At 68.5% G+C, this 22,485-nt stretch carries 22 protein-coding genes; 6 read left to right on the top strand and 16 right to left on the bottom strand.

What is annotated here, in order from left to right; genetic code table 11:
• Positions 1-199 precede the first annotated feature (199 nt).
• Positions 200-532, bottom strand: a complete 333-nt coding sequence (locus ACJ8AN_RS19190) for a type II toxin-antitoxin system RelE family toxin (protein WP_407756842.1) — start codon at positions 530-532, stop codon at positions 200-202.
• 390 nt (positions 533-922) lie between these two features.
• Here ACJ8AN_RS19190 and ACJ8AN_RS19195 point away from each other — a divergent pair, with 390 nt between their 5' ends.
• Together ACJ8AN_RS19195 and ACJ8AN_RS19200 are read left to right on the top strand one after the other, a co-directional pair.
• On the top strand, positions 923-1,432 hold the full coding sequence (locus ACJ8AN_RS19195) for a hypothetical protein (RefSeq protein ID WP_407756843.1): 510 nt from the start codon (positions 923-925) through the stop codon (positions 1,430-1,432).
• 440 nt (positions 1,433-1,872) lie between these two features.
• Positions 1,873-4,377: a sodium-translocating pyrophosphatase gene (locus tag ACJ8AN_RS19200; protein ID WP_407756844.1), complete on the top strand. Its 2,505-nt coding sequence runs from the start codon at positions 1,873-1,875 to the stop codon at positions 4,375-4,377.
• A gap of 86 nt (positions 4,378-4,463) precedes the next feature.
• Here ACJ8AN_RS19200 and ACJ8AN_RS19205 read toward each other — a convergent pair whose 3' ends face one another.
• The gene (locus tag ACJ8AN_RS19205; RefSeq protein ID WP_407756845.1) at positions 4,464-4,781 is read right to left on the bottom strand and encodes a transcriptional regulator; all 318 of its coding nucleotides are present in this window, start codon (positions 4,779-4,781) and stop codon (positions 4,464-4,466) included.
• Positions 4,782-4,992: 211 nt separating this feature from the next.
• Here ACJ8AN_RS19205 and ACJ8AN_RS19210 point away from each other — a divergent pair, with 211 nt between their 5' ends.
• The 3 genes from ACJ8AN_RS19210 (at position 4,993) to ACJ8AN_RS19220 (ending at position 6,873) form a co-directional block, all read left to right on the top strand.
• Complete coding sequence (locus ACJ8AN_RS19210) at positions 4,993-5,907, top strand: fatty acid desaturase (RefSeq protein WP_407756846.1); 915 nt, start codon at positions 4,993-4,995, stop codon at positions 5,905-5,907.
• A gap of 123 nt (positions 5,908-6,030) precedes the next feature.
• Positions 6,031-6,237 carry a cold-shock protein gene (locus ACJ8AN_RS19215; RefSeq protein WP_108072049.1) on the top strand — a complete coding sequence of 69 codons (207 nt, stop codon included), beginning with the start codon at positions 6,031-6,033 and terminating at the stop codon, positions 6,235-6,237.
• Between the two features lie 63 nt (positions 6,238-6,300).
• Positions 6,301-6,873 carry a DUF99 family protein gene (locus ACJ8AN_RS19220; protein WP_407756847.1) on the top strand — a complete coding sequence of 191 codons (573 nt, stop codon included), beginning with the start codon at positions 6,301-6,303 and terminating at the stop codon, positions 6,871-6,873.
• A 6-nt stretch (positions 6,874-6,879) separates the two neighbouring features.
• Here ACJ8AN_RS19220 and ACJ8AN_RS19225 read toward each other — a convergent pair whose 3' ends face one another.
• From ACJ8AN_RS19225 to ACJ8AN_RS19285, 13 genes are all read right to left on the bottom strand, one after another.
• Positions 6,880-7,368: a hypothetical protein gene (locus ACJ8AN_RS19225; RefSeq protein ID WP_407756848.1), complete on the bottom strand. Its 489-nt coding sequence runs from the start codon at positions 7,366-7,368 to the stop codon at positions 6,880-6,882.
• Positions 7,369-7,378: 10 nt separating this feature from the next.
• On the bottom strand, positions 7,379-8,839 hold the full coding sequence (locus ACJ8AN_RS19230; RefSeq protein WP_407756849.1) for a TolC family protein: 1,461 nt from the start codon (positions 8,837-8,839) through the stop codon (positions 7,379-7,381).
• A gap of 45 nt (positions 8,840-8,884) precedes the next feature.
• A complete protein-coding gene (locus ACJ8AN_RS19235; protein WP_407756850.1) occupies positions 8,885-12,013 on the bottom strand; it encodes an efflux RND transporter permease subunit in 3,129 nt (1,042 codons plus the stop codon).
• Positions 12,014-12,043: 30 nt separating this feature from the next.
• Positions 12,044-13,150, bottom strand: a complete 1,107-nt coding sequence (locus tag ACJ8AN_RS19240) for an efflux RND transporter periplasmic adaptor subunit (RefSeq protein ID WP_407756851.1) — start codon at positions 13,148-13,150, stop codon at positions 12,044-12,046.
• The gene (locus ACJ8AN_RS19245) at positions 13,147-13,917 is read right to left on the bottom strand and encodes a TetR/AcrR family transcriptional regulator (RefSeq protein ID WP_407756852.1); all 771 of its coding nucleotides are present in this window, start codon (positions 13,915-13,917) and stop codon (positions 13,147-13,149) included. Before ACJ8AN_RS19245 ends, ACJ8AN_RS19240 begins: the two co-directional genes overlap by 4 nt.
• 141 nt (positions 13,918-14,058) lie before the next feature.
• Positions 14,059-14,649 (bottom strand): hypothetical protein, encoded by a 591-nt coding sequence (locus tag ACJ8AN_RS19250; protein ID WP_407756853.1) that lies wholly within the window; start codon positions 14,647-14,649, stop codon positions 14,059-14,061.
• A gap of 189 nt (positions 14,650-14,838) precedes the next feature.
• The gene (locus tag ACJ8AN_RS19255) at positions 14,839-16,155 is read right to left on the bottom strand and encodes a TIGR02270 family protein (protein WP_407756854.1); all 1,317 of its coding nucleotides are present in this window, start codon (positions 16,153-16,155) and stop codon (positions 14,839-14,841) included.
• A gap of 5 nt (positions 16,156-16,160) precedes the next feature.
• Entirely contained in the window at positions 16,161-16,898 is a 738-nt protein-coding gene (locus tag ACJ8AN_RS19260) for an Imm49 family immunity protein (RefSeq protein ID WP_407756855.1), read from the bottom strand.
• A 36-nt stretch (positions 16,899-16,934) separates the two neighbouring features.
• Positions 16,935-17,540 carry an imm11 family protein gene (locus tag ACJ8AN_RS19265; RefSeq protein WP_407756856.1) on the bottom strand — a complete coding sequence of 202 codons (606 nt, stop codon included), beginning with the start codon at positions 17,538-17,540 and terminating at the stop codon, positions 16,935-16,937.
• Positions 17,537-18,250 carry an AHH domain-containing protein gene (locus ACJ8AN_RS19270; RefSeq protein ID WP_407756857.1) on the bottom strand — a complete coding sequence of 238 codons (714 nt, stop codon included), beginning with the start codon at positions 18,248-18,250 and terminating at the stop codon, positions 17,537-17,539. The genes ACJ8AN_RS19265 and ACJ8AN_RS19270 overlap by 4 nt, the downstream gene beginning before the upstream one ends.
• A gap of 37 nt (positions 18,251-18,287) precedes the next feature.
• Positions 18,288-19,457: a hypothetical protein gene (locus tag ACJ8AN_RS19275; protein WP_407756858.1), complete on the bottom strand. Its 1,170-nt coding sequence runs from the start codon at positions 19,455-19,457 to the stop codon at positions 18,288-18,290.
• Positions 19,458-19,477: 20 nt separating this feature from the next.
• Complete coding sequence (locus ACJ8AN_RS19280; protein ID WP_407756859.1) at positions 19,478-19,936, bottom strand: DUF4150 domain-containing protein; 459 nt, start codon at positions 19,934-19,936, stop codon at positions 19,478-19,480.
• Positions 19,937-20,045: 109 nt separating this feature from the next.
• On the bottom strand, positions 20,046-20,738 hold the full coding sequence (locus ACJ8AN_RS19285; RefSeq protein ID WP_407756860.1) for a DUF2293 domain-containing protein: 693 nt from the start codon (positions 20,736-20,738) through the stop codon (positions 20,046-20,048).
• A gap of 133 nt (positions 20,739-20,871) precedes the next feature.
• On the opposite strand from ACJ8AN_RS19285, the gene rnz reads away from it, so the two are divergent.
• A complete protein-coding gene (gene rnz, locus ACJ8AN_RS19290; protein WP_407756861.1) occupies positions 20,872-21,795 on the top strand; it encodes a ribonuclease Z in 924 nt (307 codons plus the stop codon).
• An 18-nt stretch (positions 21,796-21,813) separates the two neighbouring features.
• Here the strand turns inward: rnz and ACJ8AN_RS19295 are convergent, their stop codons facing one another.
• The gene (locus tag ACJ8AN_RS19295; RefSeq protein WP_407756862.1) at positions 21,814-22,323 is read right to left on the bottom strand and encodes a hypothetical protein; all 510 of its coding nucleotides are present in this window, start codon (positions 22,321-22,323) and stop codon (positions 21,814-21,816) included.
• Positions 22,324-22,485 lie beyond the last annotated feature (162 nt).

Below are 22,485 nucleotides of genomic sequence, written 5' to 3' on the forward strand. Positions count from 1 at the left end.
GACACGAGGGCCGATCATCCGCGGGCGCGGGAGACGGTGCGGGAGGCTGCGGGGGGGACGGCGGGGGCGCGGCGCGGGCACGCGCGAGGGCAAGGCCCACGGGAAGGCGGGGCGTCATCATCGCCCGAGGCGGGTCGATGACGGCCTCCAGCTCACCCGGTGCGGCGAGGGGTGCGGCGGAGTCCGGGGCGCGGACGGCTCAGTGGCGGCTGTTGGCGGCCCGCAGCTCGGCGGCCATGGTGGGCGAGTCGGTCTCCTCCTGCTCCACGTCGAGCACGGAGACGGTGCGGCAGGACTCGTCCACCTCGTACAGCAGCGCGTAGCCATCCACCATGCAGCGCAGCAAGGGCCGGTCGGTGGCGCCCAGCTTCAACCACAGGGGGTTGAGGGGCGGAGCCACCTCCGCCAGCTGGGCGATGTCTTCGACGCGCCGGTGCAGCCGTTCGACGAGCGCGGGAGGAAGCGCCTTGAAGGTGCTCCACAGCTCCACGGGGATATGGACGCGGTAGGCCATGGCAGGCCAGATGGCCATTGTCCCGGGGCCGCACAAGGGGGGGGCTGCGCATTCCCGGACAGGAAGGGACAATCCGTACCCGCGGTACGACCAAATCCAGACATGCGGAGGGCCCGGACTGTGTATTGGCTGTCATTGGAGCGGCCCGGGTGCAACGAAAGCCGTGCGCCGGTTTTCTCGGAAGCCCCGAGGCTCCGTGTCCTGATGGGTTCGAGGGTGTACGCCAACCTCCCCCACCATCGGAGCCCGGCGTCCGGTGGAAACACTCGCCCCCCTTCAGCCCCGGGCGCTCCCGCGGATGGCCTTCTTCGTCTACCCGCCGCTCGTCACCCTCGCCTTCTTCCTCTGGGGTTGAGGGGGGTGTCCTGTGATAGACCTCCGCCAAACCCAACCGAGGGGGAATCAACCATGGCAGGCAATCTGAAGAAGCTGGCGATGTGCGCGGGGGTGGCGTTCGGCGGTCTGGCGATGGCGCAGGACGCGGCCCCGGCGGCCCCGGCGCAGGAGCCGGTGAAGGCCCCGTCCGCCGACGCGGTGAAGAACACCTGGGACTACTTCTACCGGGGCCAGGGCCAGGGCCCTGTGCTGGTGGAGGCCCGGCTGTGCACCGAGGTGGCCAAGGACGGCCCCAACAAGTTCGAGTGCACCGCCGAGGTCAGCCCCGACGGCGTGAAGGCCAACACCAGCGTCATGCTGTGGCAGTCCTACCTGGTGCCGCAGGGCGACTCCATCGAGGACCTGATGGTGCAGGTGAAGCAGGGCAACGTGGTGCGCGAAACCAAGGACGTGAAGATCAAGGGCGAGGGTTGGCGCTCGCGTCAGTGGACGGGCGTGCGCCTGAACAAGGCGGGCGACTGGACCATCTCCGTCATGCGCGGCGACCAGGAGCTCAAGAGCATCAAGGTGAAGGTGCTGTAGCCTCTCCTCCCTCTCCCTCCAGGAGAGGGCCGGGGTGAGGGTATCGGGCTGAATCCCCCGCCCCTCCGACGCGCCCGTCTGGTGGCCTCCGGGCCCCGGCGGGCGCGTTCGCTTTTCGTGAAGCCGGGCTTACCTGTGGGATAAGGTCACGAGCGGCACAGCCCTGTAGCACCGGGGCAACTCCAGGCGCTCGCTCCCCTCACCCCGTCCCTCTCCCGAGGGGAGGGGGGTGGAAGCGCGGAGGGGTTGGGGGCCGCGCGACTCGCCGTTGGAAACACTTTCACGGGAATTCGACTTCCCCACCGTGACCGTGGTAAACGCGGGCCGCCTTCGGGCCTACCTGGTCCTGAAGGGCGAGGCTGTGCTGAAGCGTCGGCGAGCGGTACCCCCTCTCGAAGACGGCCAACCCCTCGACACTCTTTCTTGAGGAGTTGCACTCCATGTCAACCACTTCACGGCCCGGCGCTCTCTCGAGCGTCACCGGCAAGCTCGCGGGGGTCCTCGGACTCCTGACGGTGCTGGCCGGCAGCACCGCCCGCGCGAGCGAAGCGGACCTCGTCCTCCCGGACTTCCGCACGGTCACCTTCGTGGGCGGCCTCAACGGCCAGCAGTTGCTGATTTCCGGCATCGCCGTAACCATCTTCGGCCTCTTCTTCGGCTTCATGCAGTACTCGGCGCTGCGCCGCCTGCCGGTGCACAAGTCGATGCTCGAGATCTCCGAGCTCATCTACGAGACCTGCAAGACGTACCTCATCACCCAGGGCAAGTTCATCCTCATCCTCGAGGTGCTCATCGGCGCCGTGATGGTGGTGTACTTCGGCTTCCTGCGGCACATGGAGGCCGTCAAGGTCGTCACCATCCTCGTCTTCAGCCTCATCGGCATCGCGGGCAGCTACGGCGTGGCCTGGTTCGGCATCCGGGTGAACACCTTCGCCAACAGCCGCACCGCCTTCGCCAGCTTGCGCGGCAAGCCCTACCCCACCTACGCCATCCCCCTGCAGGCCGGCATGTCCATCGGCATGGTGCTCATCTCCACCGAGCTCCTGCTGATGCTCATCATCCTCCTGTTCGTCAGCCCCACCTACGCGGGCCCCTGCTTCATCGGCTTCGCCATCGGTGAGTCGCTGGGCGCCTCCGTGCTGCGCATCGCCGGCGGTATCTTCACGAAGATCGCCGACATCGGCTCGGACCTGATGAAGATCGTCTTCAAGATCAAGGAAGACGACGCGCGCAACCCGGGCGTCATCGCCGACTGCACGGGTGACAACGCGGGTGACTCGGTGGGCCCCTCGGCCGACGGCTTCGAGACCTACGGCGTGACGGGCGTGGCGCTCATCACCTTCATCCTCCTGGCGGTGCCCGCGCAGTTCCAGGTGCAGCTGCTCGTCTGGATCTTCATGATGCGCATCGTGATGGTGCTGGCGAGCCTCGGCTCCTACGCCCTCAACGGCATCATCCAGGGCGGCAAGTACAAGACGGCGGACCACATGAACTTCGAGGCCCCGCTCACCTTCCTGGTGTGGCTGACCTCCATCGTGTCCGTGGTGCTGACGTTCATCGTGTCGCGCGTGCTCATCCCGGACCTGGCCGGTGACACCACGCTGTGGTGGAGGATGTCGGCCATCATCACCTGCGGCACGCTCGCGGGCGCCATCATCCCCGAGGCCATCAAGGTCTTCACCTCCACCGACAGCCGCCACGTGCGCGAGGTCGTCACGGCCTCCCGCGAGGGTGGTGCGTCGCTCAACGTCATCTCGGGTCTGGTGGCCGGTAACTTCTCCGCCTACTGGATGGGCATCATCATCGCGGCGCTGATGGGTGGCGCGTACTTCTTCAGCATGGACATCCCCAACACGCTGATGATCGCCCCGGCGGTGTTCGCCTTCGGTCTGGTGGCCTTCGGCTTCCTGGGCATGGGTCCGGTCACCATCGCGGTGGACTCGTACGGCCCGGTGACGGACAACGCGCAGAGCGTGTACGAGCTGTCCCTCATCGAGAACGTCCCCAACATCAAGGCGGAGGTCCAGAAGGACTTCGGCTTCTCGCCGGACTTCGAGAAGGGCAAGGAGTTCCTCGAGGAGAACGACGGCGCGGGCAACACCTTCAAGGCCACGGCCAAGCCGGTGCTCATCGGCACCGCGGTGGTGGGCGCCACGACGATGATCTTCTCCATCATCGTCATCCTGGTGGGCATCACGGTGGGCGAGGACGGCTTGCGCACGCTCAACGCCACCAACGCGGCGAACCTCTCCCTGCTGCACGCCCCCTTCCTGCTCGGCCTGGTGACGGGCGGCGCCATCATCTACTGGTTCTCCGGCGCCTCGATGCAGGCGGTGTCCACGGGCGCCTACCGCGCGGTGGAGTTCATCAAGGCCAACATCAAGCTGGAGGGCGTGGAGAAGGCGAGCGTGGAGGACTCCAAGCGCGTGGTGGAGATCTGCACCCAGTACGCGCAGAAGGGCATGCTCAACATCTTCCTGGGTGTGTTCTTCAGCACCCTGGCCTTCGCCTTCCTCGAGCCCTACTTCTTCGTGGGCTACCTCATCTCCATCGCCATCTTCGGCCTGTACCAGGCCGTGTTCATGGCGAACGCCGGTGGCGCGTGGGACAACGCCAAGAAGCTGGTGGAGACGGAGCTCAAGGCCAAGGGCACGGAGCTGCACGCCGCCACGGTCGTCGGCGACACGGTGGGCGACCCGTTCAAGGACACCTCGTCCGTGGCGCTCAACCCGGTCATCAAGTTCACCACCCTCTTCGGCCTGCTCGCCGTGGAGCTGTCGGTGGAGCTGGCGCACGCCGGTCAGGTCATGATCACCCGGGTGTTCTCCGTCGTGTTCTTCCTCGCCTCGGTGGTGTTCGTGTACCGCTCCTTCTACGGCATGCGCATCGAGACCCCGATGGCCGCCATCGCCGGTGAGGGCAAGCCGGGCGTGAAGCCGGCGTAGGGCCTCCACCCAGGGCCCCGCGGCCCGGGGTGAAGTGAACGAGCGGCGGGGAGCCTCGGGCTTCCCGCCGCTTCGCTTTTGCGGGCTCAGCGGATGCGGAAGGCGGGCGGCTCAATCCGGGTGGAGCGGCACTCGGGACAGGAGCCGGGACGCGTCAGGCGCCGGCGGTCGCGGAAGACGAAGCCGCAGGCGAGGCACTCGGCGGGGATGACCTCCAGCGCGGCGCCTCCCGCCCGGAGCGACTTCTCCAGGTGCTCCAGGTGTCCGGCCACGTCCTTCTCGGAGATGCCCACCAACCCCGAGAGCTCCCGGGCAGTGAGGCCCGTCTCCGGCGCCGAGGCCAGCTCCGCCTCCAGCGAGCCACGCACCGTGGCCGCCCGGGCTTGGGGAACAGGACTGTCCATGGGCCACTACCTCCCAGGTCGAGGATAGTCATTCCCCGGCGCCCTGGCGTCCTGGCCTCCATGCCCGCTCGGCCAGCGCGGGGTGCGCCCCCCCACCTGTCCATTTCCGGAAACATTCCCCGGTACCCCAACGGTGGGGTTCGGATATAGCCTCCCGGCCATGAGCCTCCGCTACAGCTCCGACTACAGAACCCTTCTCTGGTGCCTCGCCATGCCAATCGTGGCGATGGCGCAGTACGTCAATCCGGGTCTCATCCCGTACCTCAGCCCGCTCAGCTGCTACCTGGCGCTGTGCGCCGGGGTGATCGCGCACAATCACAACCACTGCCCCACCTTCAAGAGCCGCCGGCTCAACGGCTGGATGGGCCTGTGGCTGGCGCACTTCTACGGCTACCCGACCTTCGCCTGGGTGCCCACGCACAACCTCAACCACCACAAGTTCGTGAACAAGCCGGGCGACGCGACCATCACCTGGCGCTACACCAACAAGCACAACGCCGTGGTGGCCTTCACCTACTTCTTCATCTCGTCCTACTGGCAGAGCGATCCCATCAAGCAGTACATCCGCAAGGCGCGCCAGTCCAACCCCGCGCTCTTCCGGCAGATCGTCACCCAGTACTGCTCGTGGGCGGGCCTGCACCTGGCGCTCCTGGGGCTGGCCATCGCGTGGCACGGCGTGGCGCAGGGCTTCAAGGTGTGGGGCTTCGCCTTCCTCATCCCGGCGCTCTTCGCGCTGTGGACCATCATGTTCTTCAACTACATCCAGCACGTCCACGCGGACCCCTGGAGCGAGCACGACCACTCGCGCAGCTTCGACGGCAAGCTCATCAACTTCCTGCTCTTCAACAACGGGCTGCACTCGGCGCACCACGAGACGCCGGGAGCGCACTGGAGCACCCTGCCCGAGGTGCACGCGAAGCTGGCCCCGGACATCAACCCGGAGCTCAACCAGAGCAGCTTCTTCGGCTGGTGCTTCCAGGTCTACGTGCTGGCGCCCCTCTTCCCCCAGTTCGGCACGAAGCAGATCGGCCGCGCGGGCTTCGAGCCCCCCACCGGCGAGGCCCCGCGCCTGGATTCGGCCGACGTGGATGCGCTCGAGTCGGGCATCAACGCTGCACGAACCTGAACACTCCGGGTGCGTCCGCTCTCGACTTTCGAGAACGGACGGACTACGCCTGAGCCCCCGGCTCGAGTCCGAGCTGGGAACGGCGGCTCGGGTGCCGCCGCTGCGAGGAAAGAAGAACGATTCATGGCAACCGGTACGGTCAAGTGGTTCAACGACGCTAAGGGCTTCGGGTTCATCACGCAGGACGGCGGTGGCGAGGACGTGTTCTGCCACCACACGGCCATCAACATGGATGGCTTCCGCACCCTGGCCGAGGGCCAGCGTGTGGAGTTCGAGGTCACCAAGGGCCCCAAGGGCCTTCAGGCGCAGAACGTCCGCGCCGCGGGGTAATCCGCACCGCGGATGATTCCTGGAGCCCGACCTCTCCCGAGGGGTCGGGCTCTTCCTTTTTCCATGGCCCCCCGGCTCCCCCCCTACCCGCGCGTCGCCGGCTTCGACGACGCCCCCTTCACCAAGCGCCCGGGAGCGAAGGTGCCGCTGGTGGGCGTGGTGTGCGCGGGCACGCGCTTCGAGGGGCTCGTCTGGGGAGGGGTGCGCAAGGACGGGTGGACGGCGACGGACGAGGTGTGCCGGCTGCTCGTGGGGGGCAAGTTCCTGCCGCAGCTGCACCTGGTGCTGTTGGATGGGATTGCCTTCGGCGGCTTCAACGTGGTGGACCTGCCGAGACTCGCGCAGACATTGGGCAAGCCCTGCGTGTCTGTGATGAGACGGCTGCCGGACCTGGACGCCATGGAGCGGGCGCTGCGCCACCTGCCCCGGCCCGAGCGGCGTCTCGGATTGCTGAAGCGGGCGGGCCCCATCCATCAATTGAGAGGCTTCACCTTCCAGGTACAGGGAGCGGAGCCCGAGTGGGTGGCGGAGGCGTTGAAGCGGCTGACGGACCGGGGAAACGTTCCGGAGGCGTTGCGGCTGGCGCACCTCATCGGCTCGGCGGTGGTGACGGGAGAGAGCTCCAAGAGGGCCTGAGTGGCCCTACCGGCGGACCTCGGGAGGCACCTGGGCCAACCAGCCCACCTCCAGCGCGCCCCACAGCCCGAGCAACACGGCCTCGGCGGCGTCATGCCGCAGCGACGTGGGCCGGGGCGCACCGGACCACTCAATCACCCGCCGCGCGAGCCCATCCGCGGCGTCCTTGGCCAACCCGCCGCTGCGCTGCTCGCGGGCGTAGAGGAGCCGGGCGCGCCAGTCCTGGGCGGACACCCTCAACACGGGCAGCGCCCGCCGTGCGGCCTCACGCTCCCACACCTCGGCGATGGGACCCCCGCCCTCGAGCAGGAGCCACGCGAGCGGCGCGGCCGCGTGCAGCACCGAGGGCACGGCGCGCTTGAGCCGGGACTGGGAGCCGAAGTTCTGCGAGCGGTACCAGCGCAGGCGCCCGTCCCGGCCGTAGAAGGCCAGGCCCGAGCGCAGCCCCAGGTCCACCGCGAGCAGTCCCGGCTCCCCGGGTGCGTCCGGGCTCACGCGCCCTCCCCTACTTCTGCTCCGGCTTCTCGATGGAGGCGGCGATGCGGCCGGCGGCGGCGGCCAGCTCGGCGCGGCGGATCTCCACCGAGGCGCGGGCCTGGGCGGCGGAGCTCGCGGCGAAGAAGCGCCGCGTGTCCGCGTCCGACATCTCCAGGCTGGTGGACACGCCGGCCTTGAAGGCGGCGGACACCTGCTGCTGCACCCGGGCCGCCAGCTGCGCCTGGGCCTCGGCCTGGGCCACCGCGGCCTCGGCGGCCTCGAGGTTGGCCTTCGCCGCCACCCAGCTCGCCTGGCCGCGGGCGCGTGCCGAGGCGTACTGCGCCTTCAGCTGCTCCAGACGCGCCTCGTCCTCGTGCAGCGCCGCGTAGCGCTGCCCGCGGTCGTACAGCGGCAGCGAGGCCGCCACGACGCCCTCGTAGTAGACGGTCTTCCCGGTGAAGCCGGTGTTGGAGTTGTAGTTGCCGCGCGCGGTGGCGACGAGGCTCGGCAGCCAGGAGAAGCGGTCGTAGGTCACCTTGCCCTCGGCGGCCTGCACGGCCTTGGCGGCCGAGCGCACCGCGAAGGTGTCCTCCCAGGGGCGCTGGTCGTCGGAGGGAATCTGCCACTTCGGGGTGGGCGTCTCGATCGGGGCGGGCTGCACGGGCTCGGCCACGAGGGCGCCCAGCATGGCGAGCAGCTGCGCGTACTGGCCGGAGAGCTGCGCGAGCTGCACGCGGGCCTGGGCCGTCTCCGCCTGGGCGCGCAGCAGCGTGGCCTCCACCGTCATGCCCACGCTCAGCTGCGACTTCGCCTCGCTCTCGCGCTGGAGGGCCACCTGCTCGGCCTCACGCGCCGCGTCCATCATCTGGGTGATGCCCTGCAGCCCCAGGTAGGTGCGCGCCACGGCCAGCAGCACCTGCTCGCGGGCCTCCTCGGCACCGAGCCGCGCCGCCTCGGCGCCCGCCTTGGCCGGGCCGATGAGGAAGACACCCGCCGGGGTGAAGAGGGGCTGGGAGATGGTCGCCGTCGCATAGCGCGAGTTCGCCGCCGAGATGGCGATGGGCGGCGGGATGAGGCCCGGGTTCGCCGGCTGGAGGTTGAACACGCCGCCGAACAGGCCGGTGATGAGACCCAGGTCGAACTCGGCCGGGGCGTTGGTGTGGACGAACTGGCCGGAGAGCGTCACCTCGGGCTGCCACGCCGTCCAGGCGCGGTTGACGCTGGCGGCGGCCACGGCGGCCTGGGCGCGGGCGGCGGCCACGTCCGGGCTCTGCTTGGAGGCCAGGGTGAGCGCCTCCTCCAGCGTCACCGTGCGCAGCGAGCCGGGAGCGGGGGCGGCCGCCGTGACGGGCTGCGCGGGGGCCACCTGCCCCGGGGTGAGCTGGGGCGCGGCGGGCGCCTGGGCGAGCGCGCCGAGCGGAGAGAGGGCGGAGACGAGGACGAGGGACAGGGGGCGCCGGAGGGAGCCGGCAGTGATTCGGAGGTTCATGGTCGTGGGCTCGAGGTGGAAGGGGGGGAGAGCATCCGGGCGCGCTCAGGCGGCGCGGCCGGTCTGCTGTTGCTCCTCGGGAACGGGGGGAATGGGGAGGCCGTCGTCCTTCTTCGGGGCGACGCGCTTGGAGAAGCCCAGGTGCTCCATGGCGGCGAACACCACCGGCACCACCAGCAGGGTGAGGAAGGTGGAGGTGATGACGCCGCCGATGACGGAGATGGCCATGGGGGCGCGGAACTCGGAGCCCACGCCCTTGCCGATGGCGGTGGGCACCATGCCGATGGCCATGGCGGCGCTCGTCATGAGGATGGGGCGCAGGCGGCGCGGGCCGGCCTTCATCAGCGCCTCGTCCACCGTGTCTCCCTCGCGCAGGTACTGCAGCGCACCGTCCACCAGGAGGATGGCGTTCTTCGTGACGAGGCCCATCAGCAGGATGATGCCGATCATCGCGCCCATGGACACGTGGAAGCCGCCGAAGAACAGGCCCAGCAGCGCGCCCACCAGCGCCAGCGGCAGCGACACCATGATGGTGAAGGGGTGCTTGAGGGACTCGAACTGGCTGGCGAGCACCATGTAGATGAAGACGAAGGCCAGCAGGAACGCGGTGCCGAAGGCGTCGTTCTGCTCGGTGAGCATCTTCATCTGCCCGTCGTAGATGAGCGAGTAGCCCGGGGCCGGCGGCTTCTCGGCCACCTTGGCGCGCAGCTCCTTCGCCACGTCACCCAGGGGCGCGCCCTTGAGCTGGGCGAAGACGGCGATCTGCCGCTGCCGGTTCTCGTGCTCGATGACGCTCGGGCCGTCGCGCAGCTCCACCTTCGCCACGTCCGTCACCGGGACGAGCCCCTTGGGCGTGGCGAGCTGAATCTGCCGCACGCGCTCGGGCGTGGCGCGGTCGCGCTCGGACAGGCGCACGCGGATGTCCGTCTCGTCGACGCCCTCGCGCAGCTTGGCGGCCACGTCACCGCCGATGGCCAGGCGCATCTGCATGGCCAGGGCCGCGGCGCTCACGCCCAGGTCCTTGGCGCGCGCCCGGTCGATCTCGATGGTCAGCTCCGGCTTGGGCGGATTGAACTCCACCCGCACGTCCGCGGTGCCGGGGATGTCGCGCAGGATTTGAGCGATGCGCTCGGCCTCCTCGTGCACATGGCCGAGCTCCGGGCCGGTGACGCGCACCATGATGGGGAAGAAGTCGCCGCCCAGGCCGTCGATGATGGGCGGATCCTGCAGGACGACGCGGGTGGCGGCCAGCTCGGGGGTGAGCAGCTCGCGGGCCTCTTCCTTGAGCTGCTGGATGCCCTTGGTGCGCTCGTGCTTCTCCTTCGTGAGCACGCGCATGCGCGCCTTGTTCACGTCACCGTTGTCCCCGACGATGGAGTAGACGTCCTTCACCTCGGGAATCCGCTGGAGCAGCTTCTCGGCCTGGGCCACGCGCGCCTCCGTCTGCGCCAGGCTGGCCTCATCGGGGAGGATGAGCTGCACGATGAACTGCGAGTGGTCCTCGGGGGACATGAACTCCACGCCCAGGCCCTTGGCCGCCCCGAAGGACACCGCCATCACCAGCACGGTGATGCCCGCGGTGAGCCACTTGTGGCTCAGCACCCAGCGCAGGATGCGCGCATAGACGCGCTCGCTGTCATCCAGGAAGCCGCGGATGGCGCGGGCCAGCGCGTTCTCCTGGTGGTGCTCGCCTGCCTTGCGCTGCCTGGCCAGGCGCGCCGACAGCATCGGGTCCAACGTGAAGGAGATGAAGAGCGAGATGAGCACCGCCACCGAGATGGTGATGCCGAACTGCTGGAGGAACTGGCCCACCATGCCCGGCATGAAGGCCACCGGGATGAACACCGCCACCAGGGCCAGCGTGGTGGCGAGCACCGCCAGGCCCACGTCCTTGGTGCCGTTGGAGGCCGCGCTCACGGGGTCTTCACCCTGCTCCAGGCGGTGGGTGATGGCCTCGCGCACCACCACCGCGTCGTCGATGAGCAGACCGATGGCCAGCGATAACGCCAGCAGGGTCATCTGGTTGAGCGAGTAGTTCAGCAGGTACATCACGAAGAACGTACCGATGACGGAGGTGGGCAGCGCCAGCGAGGAGATGAAGGTGCCGCGCGGGTCCAACAGGAACATCAGGATGATGAGCACCGCCATCGCGCCGCCGAAGACGAGGGCGATCCACACCTCGTGGGCGTTCTCGCGGATGAGCACCGACTGGTCGATGATGAGCGTGGCCTGGAAGTCATGCCCCAGGGTGGGCACCAGGGTGGCCATCGCCTTCTTCACCGCGTCGCTCACCGCCACGGTGTTGGAGCCGGGCTGCTTGACGACCTCGAGGATGACCGCGTCATTGCCGTTGAGGCGCGCGTTGGTGCGCCGCTCGACCACGCCATCGGTGATGGTGGCGACCTCGTCCAGCCGCACCTGGGCGCCCGTGCGGCTCTGGGCCACCGGGAGCTCGCGCAGCTCGTCCACGTTCTTGAAGTTACCCAGCGAGCGCACCGTCAGCTCGCTCGGCCCGAGCTGTAGCCGGCCCGCCGGCAGGTCCAGGTTCTCCATGCCGATGCGCTGGGAGATCTCCAGCGGGGACACGCCCACCGCACGCGCCTTGTCCAGGTCCAGGTCCACCTGGATTTCGCGCATGTCACCGCCGTTGATGCGCACGTCGGCCACGCCCTCGAGCTGCGCCAGGGCCGGCTTGAGCTTGTCCTCGATGATTTTACGCACCGTGCGCGAGTCGGCCTGCGCGCTCGCCGCATAGGTGAGGACGGGCACCGCGGAGATGTCCAGGCGGTTGACCATCGGCATGTCCGCGTCGTGCGGCAGCTTGTTGGTGACCGCCGACACCTTGTCGCGCACCTCCTGCGCCGCCCGGTCCAGGTTGGCCGACAGCTTGAACTGCACCACCACCGTGGCGACGTTCTCGCGGCTCCAGGAGTGGATCTTGTCCACGCCGCTGATGCCGGCGACAGCGTCCTCGATGGGCTTGATGACCTGGGTTTCAATCTCTCCCGGGCCCGCGCCCTTGTAGACGGTGGTGACCACCACCACGGGGAAGGAGACGTCCGGGAAGAGGTCGGTGCCCAGCCGGCTGAAGCCCATCACCCCGAGGACGATGAGACAGAGGGAGAGCATGGCCGTGAAGACCGGCCGGCGGATGGAGACGTCGCTGAGGAGCATGGATGACGCCCTGGAATCTTTCGGCGAGGGTTACTTCACGGAGACGCGCGAACCCTCGGAGAGGGACGGCGTGGGGTATTCGACGACCTTGTCCAGCGGGGCGGCGGCCTTCACCACCACCTCGCGCATGCCGCGCTCGAGCACCTGCACGTCCACGCGGCGCACCTCGCTGGAGGCGCCCACCACGTAGACATGGTCCCCGCCCGAGGAGGACAGCGCGGTGGCCGGGATGGACTGGGCCTCCTGCGCCTCGCCCAGCGGGAGGATGACGCGCGCCAGGGTGTTGGCCACGAAGCGGCCGTCCTTGTTGGGCACGAGGATGTCCACCGGGATGCGGCGCGTGGCGGGGTCCGCCGAGGGGATGATGGTGCGGAGGGTGGCCTCGTCCGTGGAGGCGCCGCCGCCGAGGACCTCGACGCGCACCTTGGTGCCGGGCTTGAGCTGGGTGCGCAGGGACTCGGCCACCGTCGTCTTGAGCAGCAGCGTGCCGAGGTTCTCCACCCCGAAGAGCGGCACGCCCGGGCCCACGATGGCGCCCACCTGCTCGGGGGCGTCGGTGACGGTGCCGGAGAAGGGCGCCTTGAGGTCGTGCTTGCGGCGGCCCGCCTGCGCCTGCGCCAGCTGCGCCTTGGCCGCGAGCAGCTGCGCCTCGGCCTGCTTCGCCTGGGTGGTGGAGGTGAGGTTCTGCAGGTCGCTCACGTTGCCCTGCTCCTGCAGCTTCGCGTTGCGGCCGGCCACGTCGCTGGCCATGGCGGAGCTCACCTCGGCGGCGGCCACCGCGGCCTGCGCCTGGGCGAGCTGCGCGTCGGAAATCTCCGCGTTGAGCTGCGCGAGCACCTGGCCCTCCTGCACCGCCTGGCCCTTCTTCACGCGCACCTTCTCCAGGCGGCCGCCCACCTCGAAGCCCACCTGGAGGGCCTGGGCGGGGAAGAGCGTGCCCGTCACCTCCTCACGCTGCGAGGAGCGCACCGCGCGCGGGGTGGTGAGCGTCACCGAGGGAAGCTCCTGCGCGCCCGGCTTGGGAGCGGCGGCCGCGGGCGAAGCGGCGTCGGCCTCGCAACCAGAGAGGGGAAGCGCGGTGGCGGCGATGCCCACGGCGGCGAGCCCGGCGACGAGCGGCGTCCTGGAGAGTTTCACGGTCGTGACCTCGGGGTGCTACGGGTGCGAGAGAGCGCGCGGGCCTGGGGGGGCTGGCGCGGGGAAGTCTTCGAGCGCTTCTTGGCGGGCGCCGCAGGGCGCTTCTTGGCGTGGACGCCCGGGGGCAGGCTGCCCTCGCGGATGAGCCGGTGCACCGAGCCGGCCCAGGCCGCCAGGTCCGGCTTCTCCCGCATCTGGCTCATCTGCTGCGCCAGCAGCAGGTAGGTGCCCACCAGCAGCGAGCCGATGACGGTGGGCGGCACGTCCATGCGGCTCACGCGGTCCGCCTGCAGCCGCTGGAACTCCTGCGTCACCCGCGCCACCTCGCGGTCCACCATGCCCCACATGAGCGACTCGAAGTCCGTGCCCTGGCTGCCGCGCATGAGCACGTGCACCGCATCGCGGTAGGCCCACATGAGCTCCAGCGTGCGCAGGTCCGCGTCGGTGTTCAGCTCCACCAGGCGCTCGTAGCGCTCGGAGCGCTCGGCCACGTCGCGCGCCTCCAGCGCCCCGTGCTCGGCGAAGAAGCGCTCCATCGCGCCGAGGCGCTGGTGGATGAGCCCGTCCATGGCCGCGGAGAACTCGGCCACCACCTCGCCGAAGAGGGCTTCCTTGGAGGAGTAGTGCAGGTAGAAGGCGCCCTTGGACAGGCCGCACGCGGCGGTGATGTCCTCGATGCGCGCTCCGCGCAGGCCCTTCTTCACGAACTCCGCTCGCGCCGCGGCGATGAGCGCTGCATGGGCATGCGGATCTGCGGGACGGGCCATGGTGGCCGCATTACTAACCCGCCGGTCAGAAACCGCCAGGGGGTTCCTGAACCGCGGGTCAGAAATGGGCGCAGTGTTACTTATCCAACAGTTAAGTACAACTGGAGGACCCGTGGGACGCGGGCCCTCCCCTGCTCCGGCCTAGCGGCAGACGTTCTCGGGCACCACCTGGATGTCGGTGGTGACCTCGGGAAGAACGACCTCACCGGAGCGCCCATCGACGAAGACGCGCGTGAGGTGCTCGCCCACGAGGACGCTCACCTCGTAGTTGGCCAGCACCGTGTCGCCCTCCACGCGCACCTTGGGGTCCACGGCGATGACCAGTCCGTCGAGCTTCGCGCGGGTGGCCTCGACGGCGGTGGCCACGTCGATGACGCCGCCGAACTTGCCGGGCGCCTTCGCGTCGGAGCAGATGAGGCACTGGTACTGGTAGTAGCCGGCGGTGTTCGCCAGCCACACCTGCGTCTGGTTACCGGCGTTGGCGAAGGTCAGGGGATTGCCGCCCCGCTGCATCCACAGGCTGTAGCAGCGGCCCACCGCGGACGTGGTCGCCGTCTGCTGGCTCACCGCCCAGGGCGTGTTCTCGTTGGCGATGTCCGTGAAGGAAATCACGCCGCTCGACCAGGACCGGTAGCTGGAGCACGCACGGATGTTGGGAATGGCCAGCGCGGTGCTGGCGCTCAGACAACCCAGGACGAGGACGGCGTTGCGGAGGGAGCTCAGGGCGTTCATGCGTATCTCCTTGCCTCGGGCGGCGTTCGTGGCCACCGGGCGGTGGGGGCCAGGACCCGAGAGCAAGGAGGAGGCCAGGAGCCAACCGCCGGGAATCACAGGAGGAGCCGCGGGGCTGTGACCTCCCAGGCAACAGGCGCGGCCGCGCCGGAGGGACGCCGGAGCAACACGGCGGAACTCCCGAGAGGCTCAGCCGCGAAGACCCTCGGAGAAAGGGCGGCTGAATGTGGAGGACGTGGCGGAGCGAGCCTGCTGCAATGCAGTCACCTGACGATCCACGAACGCCCGCGTCGGCACTTGGAGGCTCCCCCTGCTGCGCAACGCCAGGTCCAGGGAGAGAGCGTGCCGACGCCGCATGGGAGCGGTGGCGAGAGCGTCAAGCAGGGCCTGCGGCGTGAAAGGTTGTCCCTCGAAATAGCGTCTCCGCGCGTCCATTCGCAGGCAGGCTTCCTTCCACCAGGAGGCCACGGCATCCACCTGGGGCAGCGGCAGCGCGTCCTCGGGCCGGGGCACGAGGTCGGCGTCGAGGTCTTCCTGCTCCAGGGGAACGGGTTCCTCCGCATCCATTTCCTGGCGCTCGACGGCGTACTGCCCTTCGAGACGCAGCCCGGTAATGGCACTGAAGGCCTCGCCCGACAGCGCCGCGACGGGCTCCTGCCGCATCAACTCCAGGCAAGCTTCGGCGGCGGCTACGCTGCCGGAGAAGCCGAGCGCCCACAGTACGTCCGGGCGGAGCGACGCATCGGAGAGCAGTTCCAGGAGCCGCTTCACGTCCCGCTCATCGCCGCCCATGGCCAGCAGCAATAGAGGCAATCGGCTGTTGGGAGCACGTGACTCGGCCACTGCCTGGCAGGCGAGCCATGCATCCCGATGACCCCCCATCAGCCCCGCGACGATGGCGGCATCGCGCAGCGGGGGCTCGGCCGAGCCGAGCGCGCGCCGGAGCACCCCCGGGTCCAGCGGCATGCGCATGCGGCCGGCAGCGCACACAGCGGCGGCAGCCACCCGGGCGTCCAGGTGAGTGAAGAAGGGCGTGCACAGCGGAGCCGTGGCGAGGCCCCGCAGTCCCAGCGTGTCGAACACCAGGGCGAGGAACTCCGGAACGGCCGCCTCGTTCTTCAGCAGGGACGGAAGGTCGGAGAGAAGGGCCGGAGGAGCGGCCAGCTCGAGCGCGCGCTGGAGGGCGACGAGCACGGGGGGCTCGGCCTGGCGGAGCGCGGCGAGCACCGCGGCGGGTCCAGAAGGGCTCTCGCCTCCGAGGAGCGCCAGGGCCGCGGCCACGATGCGCTCGGCCTCGTCCGCCGCCAGCGCCGGCTCCAACAGACGCCGGGCCACCCGCTCGCCGCCCAGCACCAGTCCATCCACGTGCGCCGCCAGCGCCTCTTCCAGTTCCGCCACCTCCGCCAGCACGTAGTCGGGAGCGTCGAGCGCCCTCTCCCACTGACTCCAGCGGAAGGCCGCCTCGTCGAGGTGCTCCTCGTGAATGTCCCAACGCAGTGGCCGCATGGAGGTCACCCCTTCCAGCGCGCCAGGGAGGGCATCAGCCGGTGCTCGGGTTCTGTCCGAATCCCCACGGCCTCCGCCATACGCAGCAGCGCCAATCCTTCGATGAAGACGTATCTCTCGGTCTGGCCCTCGGCGGAAGGAGAGAAACGCCGTGCCTCAAGCTCTTCGCAGTGCTGCTCATGCGCACGGCTCGCATCCGCCAGCGATGTCTCGAAAGCCGATGCGTCCCTCTCGAACAGCGCTCTGCAGAGACGCTGCCGGGCATCTGGCTCCTCGTCCAGTTCCGCCATCCGCGCGAGCAGCGCCTCCTGCCGTGCCGAGACTCGGAACCCATCGAGAAGCAGGAAGTGGAGGAAGCGTCCATAGACGAAGTCTTCCTCGTACTCCTCGCCTGGCATCCACTGCCCTGGCGACAGGTTCGCGATTTCTCGAGCCAGGGGCTCATGGCCAGCCACCAGCGCATCGCAGAACGGGTGGACGTTGCCGCTCGCCGCGAAGCGCACCACTTGCCCGACGTCCCTCACTTCCAGCAGCAATTGCTTGTGCGCCTCGCCCGACATGGCCAGGTGCCGGAAGAAGCCTTCCGTGTCTGCCTCGGCCAGTAGCAGCGCAATGGCCAGCATGCGTTCATGGCTCGAGATCTGATGCAGCAATCGCGCCCGGCCCTGTCCGGCCTTCAACCCTGGCAGGGCCTCCCGCCGCATCGAGAGCTCATGACTGAGGTTGAGGATGACGGTGTGCATGCGATGCCCAGGCGCAGCGGGGATGCCAGCGCCAGCTCAGAGGTCGTAGTTGTCCAGGGGCCTGAATTCGGCGCCGAAGTCTTCCATGGGCATGAAACGCATGCCCGTGCAGCCCGCCTCCGTGATGGCACGAGCGAGATCCTCTCTGACGATGAGCAGCCGGGGCCGCTCACCGAGCCGGAAGATCTTGCTGTCCGGTCCTATTTTGCTCGTATCCAGCACGAGCCTCCGGAAGCGGCGAATCTCTTTCTTGTCCAGCTCGTCCACGGTGAAATCGGAACGCGAACGGTCCACGCAAGTCACCAGATCGAGTAGGTTGGCCACATAGTAGGCATCCGGCAGGATCTTCTTTTTGTGGTTGCGTAGCCGCACCGGCAGGAATTCGAAGCGGGCACCCGCCGTGGCCTCGAGCAACTGCTTGAGTTTCTCCGAAACGATGTGGAAACCTAGAAAGTTGGGAATGGAATCTGCGGGCTTGATGCCCTTGTTCGGAGCGAAATCGAAGATGGCTCCCGAAGGAAACCAATCCCGCGCGGAGGTCCCTTTGGTAAGGATGTAGTCCTTGGCCTCGACCTCCTCTGGGCTATCTGAGATCCACGCGTAGGAATCGTTCCGGTCGTCTGTCCAGGGATGATAGTTCATGGCATCTCCTGCCGCCAGCGGACATCGCGAACGGCCACGGCCCCTGCCTTCGCGAGCATGGCCCAATAGTCTTCTTGGAGAGCCATCAGCCGGTCCTTGATGTTGAGCACCACTTCGTCGTCACAGGCATTGTCTCCCAAATCCTTCAGCTTCTGGCTCAGTTCTTTGGCGTCCAATTGAACTTGGTTGTCATACGCGTCGTGTGAGCCGGAATGATAAGGCAGGTTGTGGAAGCCACAGTCAGGCGAGTGCTCCGGCAGGAAGATGATGTTCCTACCATTGTGCACGTTGTAGTCGACCCGCTTCAGCATCTGCTCTTCGCGCTCGGGGAACAATGCTAGGAACTTGGCCTGGGGGATGAGGTGGTGGGCTTCGTTCGCGTAGGGGGCTCCTCCCCGCGCGAAATTGGAGATGGCCTGCCCGGCCCGCTTGCCGTAGATATAGCTGGCTATGAAATCAAAGTAGTAACGCTCGAGGTGCTGGGGGCTGAACTGGGAGACGGATTGCATCCAGCGAGACGGCTTCCAACGCTTCTGTCTGAGAGTAGCCTCGATGCGCTTGGGCGTCTTATAGCGATTACAGCGCGACGGGTCAGCAAGTGTCGCCTTGTGCCCGTTCCTCCGATAGTCGGTCGAGGAGTCATCCTTGTCATGCACCCACTTACCCTTGTTCTCGGGCAGTTCCGCGAAGATGTGACCCTCCGAAGACATTGCCTCTCCTCCACGTAACGGGTGCCGGACTTCTCCTTCAAGAGGGTGGTGCCAGCACGTGCAAGGCGCCCCTCTCCCTACTATCGCTGGACAACCACACCATCATGCTCTGGGTGCCAGCATAGCCACGTGCGAACGCGCGTGTCGCCAGCGCGATGGCCATGGGGGCCGTGGCCGCGCCGATCTCTCCGAAGGAGAGGCCCGTGTGCCATGCCGGGAGGTCCGTAGGGAAACCCCGCCCCTGGAGTCGACTCGCCGCGAAACCCCAATCATACGCCCGGCGCTCGTCACCCGTGAGATTTCCAATGAGTCGGCCCGGATGCTGCCTGGGCGTGAGTGCCTGCCACACCTGAGAGATGGCCTCGGCGAGCGCGACACCTTGTGAGCGCTTACCCGGGAACCGGTCATGGGCCTCCCTCTGGATGGCACGGGTCCCGAGCACACATCCGATGTGCGCCCCTCGCCGCCTGGCGGACTCCAACAGTTCAACCAGCAGGAAGACGGCGCATTCTCCCGGGAGGGCCCCTTGGGGCCGCGAGGGCGTCTTCAGGAGCCGCAGTTCATCGAGTGCCTGCACAAGAGGCTTATCCACATAGCTGTCGATTCCCCCGATGATGCACCGGGAGATGTTCCGCCCCTGCAACTGCCGGGCGGCAGCTTCCAACACATGGAGAAAACCGGCTTGGTCGCCGCGGAAGACCTGACAGTTGCTGGAAGGAACAGGCATGCCAGCCAGGCGCGTGAGCCGAGAAAGAAGGCGCTGCTCCTGCTGTCGATGCAGATCCTCCAGGACGTTTTCTCCAAGCTCCTCGTCATTGGCCCCCGGGTCAGACGCCCAGAACGTCTGGCCGGTTGCCGCAGAAGCCGCCTGGAGGTGCAATCCACTGGAGAGATTGAGGACAAGCCCGGTCTGCTTCCAGAGGCCCTCCTGCATCGAGCGCTGGAGGTCCAGCAGCGCGGCCACTCCCAATCGAACGAGCCGCCCCACCCCAGTGAACCCCTCGGTACAGCCCGACACGGTATGCCCACGAACCGGCTCGGCATTTCCCGTCTCCGGGTCCCGCCCGACGTAGTCGTCCAGCGGTGAAATCCTGAGAATGCCCGCCCTCGACGCCGCACAGCTCGAGATCGCATCCCAACCCAGAGACGAGACCACGCCGAGGCCCGTGACAGCGAGCGCAGTGGAGGACAAGGACTCCAAGGCCATGGGTCAGGCTTCCACCGTGCTCATTCGCCGCAGCAGGGGCACTCGACGTTACCGGGATCGTCTCCCATGGCGACGACAGGGCCCTGGATGACGGGAAACGGGGGCGTGTTCTTGTCGTTGTGGAGCATGGGGTCGAAGGCGCGCGCCACGTTCTTGCCCTCGAACTTCACATCGAAGGAGAAGTTGACGAACTCGGCTTTGCCCTTCGTCTTGCCAGAGGCCACGCCGCCGCCAGCAGTACCTGCCTCGTCGCCGGTACTGGTGCTGAAGTTGGAGTCCTTCACGCATACCGGGTTGCCGCCCACCGTCACCTTCTTGGTGCCTTTGGCGGTATCAGAGGACTTCGCCACGTTGGGGTAGGGAATGGGAACGGGGCCTCCGGGGCTGGGCGTCTTGCACACATCCGGGAATGCCACGGTCGTGCCGTCGCTGTCCTTGGTCACCACGGACATTTTGTTGACACCGGTGTTGACGGCCATGGCTCACCCCCGAGAGGACACTCTATAGATTCATCTTCCGCGTGCCTCAAGACCAAGAGCTCTGACACGGAGCGTCACAGTTCGAGAATCGCCTCGTGAGCGGATGGACCTACGGGGCGGGAGCACCGAGCCGTCCGAGGGCGGTGCACAGCGGGCACGCGGGCGGAGCGTGGGGCACGTCGCGGCGGTGAATGTCGAGCACCGCGCGGGACACCTCGGCCAGCTCGCGGCGCACCTCGCGGCGCGCGCCCTTCACGCGGGCGATGGAGAGGTTGTCGTACGCCGTCGTCTGGTGCCGCATCCAGGCGATGACGGCGGCCTCGGCGCGGCGCTCGAGGGGGATGCGCTCGGTGCGGGCCACCGTGCCGCTGCCCACCGGCGTCGCATGGGCCGTCACCGCCACGGCCATCCGCTTGGCGTGGGGGATGAAGGAGGGCGCGAAGGCGAGGAAGCGCAGCACCGCGTTGGCGAAGTCCACCTCGTACTCGCCCTGCTCGCGCTCGCGGCGACGCACGTCGGCCTCGCGGCGTCTGGCATAGGCGGGCGTGGAGCGCTCGGACTCCAGGGCGGCCCGGGCGGCGGTGATGTGGGCCTCGGGCGCCCACACCCCCTGGGAGAACACCTTGCGCCCCTTCTTCTCCACCACCGTCCAGCTGGGGCCCGCGGCCTTCACCCGGCGCGTGAGGCCCGCGTCACCCGGAGGCAACAGGGCCCAGCCGGCGGGCACGGAGAGGATGGAGCCATCGGCCGCGCGCACGCGGCGCGGGTCGCTCGTGGGGGCAACGGTCAGGGAGTCGCTCATGTCGCGGGGTGGCGCCTATAGCGCACGCGGCGTCAGTGGGGGAAGCGCCCCGGCGTCAACCTCGTGGTACATGGGGCATGTCGCCAGCGCTCGGACGCTGCGCGGGAGGGTCTCAATCGTGGGCAGCGCCGGCATGTCCATCCTCAGGCTCACCTTCCTCGGCACCTCGGCCGCCCAGCCGACGTTGCACCGCAACCTGTCCGGGCTGGCGGTGAAGGCGGACGCCGACCTGCTCCTCTTCGACTGTGGCGAGGGCAGCCAGCGGCAGATGGTGCGCTTCGGCACCGGCTTCACCGTGGATGCCGTCTTCTTCACCCACTTCCACGCCGACCACTACCTGGGAATCATCGGCTTCTTGCGCACGCTCGGGATGATGGGCCGGCAGACGCCCGTGCAGCTCTACGGCCCTCCTCCGGCGCGCCGGCTGCTGCACCAGGCGGTGCACCTGGGCGTGGAGTCGCTCTCCTTCCCCGTGGAGATGCACGAGCTGCGCGACGGCGACAAGGTGGAGCGCCGCGGCTACACCGTGCACGCGGTGGGGGTGGACCACCGCATCAACGCGCTCGGCTACGTGCTCCAGGAGGACGAGCGGCCCGGCAAGTTCAACCTGGAGAAGGCCAGGGCCATGGGGATTCCCTCGGGGCCCATGTACGGCCAGCTCCAGCGCGGCGAGCCGGTGACGCTGCCGGAGGGGCGCACCATCCGTCCGGACGAGGTGGTGGGAGAGCCGAGGCCCGGGCGGCGGCTCGTCATCTCCGGCGACACCCGCCCCTGCCAGTCCCTGGTGCGCGCCTCGCACGAGGCGGATCTGCTCATCCACGAGGCCACCTTCTCCGACGACGAGCAGGCGCGCGCGCTCGAGACACGCCACTCGACGGCGCGCGAGGCGGCCCAGGTGGCGCGCGAGGCGGGCGCCAAGCGCCTCATCCTCACGCACCTCTCCAGCCGCCACGACACGGAGCCCACGCGGCTGCTCGTCCAGGCGCGCGAGGAGTACAAGGGGCCCGTCGAGGTGGCCTACGACGGGCTCACCGTGGAGCTGCCCCTGCGCGAGTGAGCGCGCGGGGCACAGCGCCTACTTGATGGTCTTCTGGGCCTCGGCGCGCAGGGACTTCGCGCCCTCGGGGTCCACGCGCTGCAGCAGCTCCCACTCCAGCTCCATGTCGCGCTGCAGGTTGGTGCTGTCGGTGCCGAGGCCCTGGCGCTGGCCGGTGCGAGCGTCCACCGGGCCCTGGCCGGCCTCGACGCGGTTCTGCTTGAAGATCTCCACCGCGCACATGGCCGGGGTGGGCTGCTTGCCGCGCACCAGGTAGCGCACGTAGTTGGTGCCCAGCGTCGAGGGCGCGCCCACCATGTGCCAGTCGGTGCTGATCTCAAAGGTGCCGGGCGACTCGCGGATGGGCAGATCCCTCTCCTTGAGCAGCATCCGCACCTGGGGCCACACCTCGGCCATGGGCTTGCGGTAGACGTACTGACTGGCCTTCTCCTGCACATAGGCCTCGCGGCGGCTGGCCGCGCAGCCGGTGGTGAGCGTGGCCAGGGTGAACAACACCAGCGACAGGGACAGCGGCGAAGAGCGCTTCATCGGATTCATCGGGTCCTCCCCCACGCGTTGAAGAATGAGAGGGATTTGAAGCACGCCCTTCCGCTCGCGCCAAGTCGCCCGGGGGAAGATAAGCGTGCAGCGCACCTGGAACCCGGCAGCTTGCTTGGAATACGACGAAGGCAGGCGAGACCGGGGGCGCGC

Source organism: Archangium sp., assembly GCF_045802675.1.
Taxonomy (GTDB): Bacteria; Myxococcota; Myxococcia; order Myxococcales; family Myxococcaceae; genus Archangium.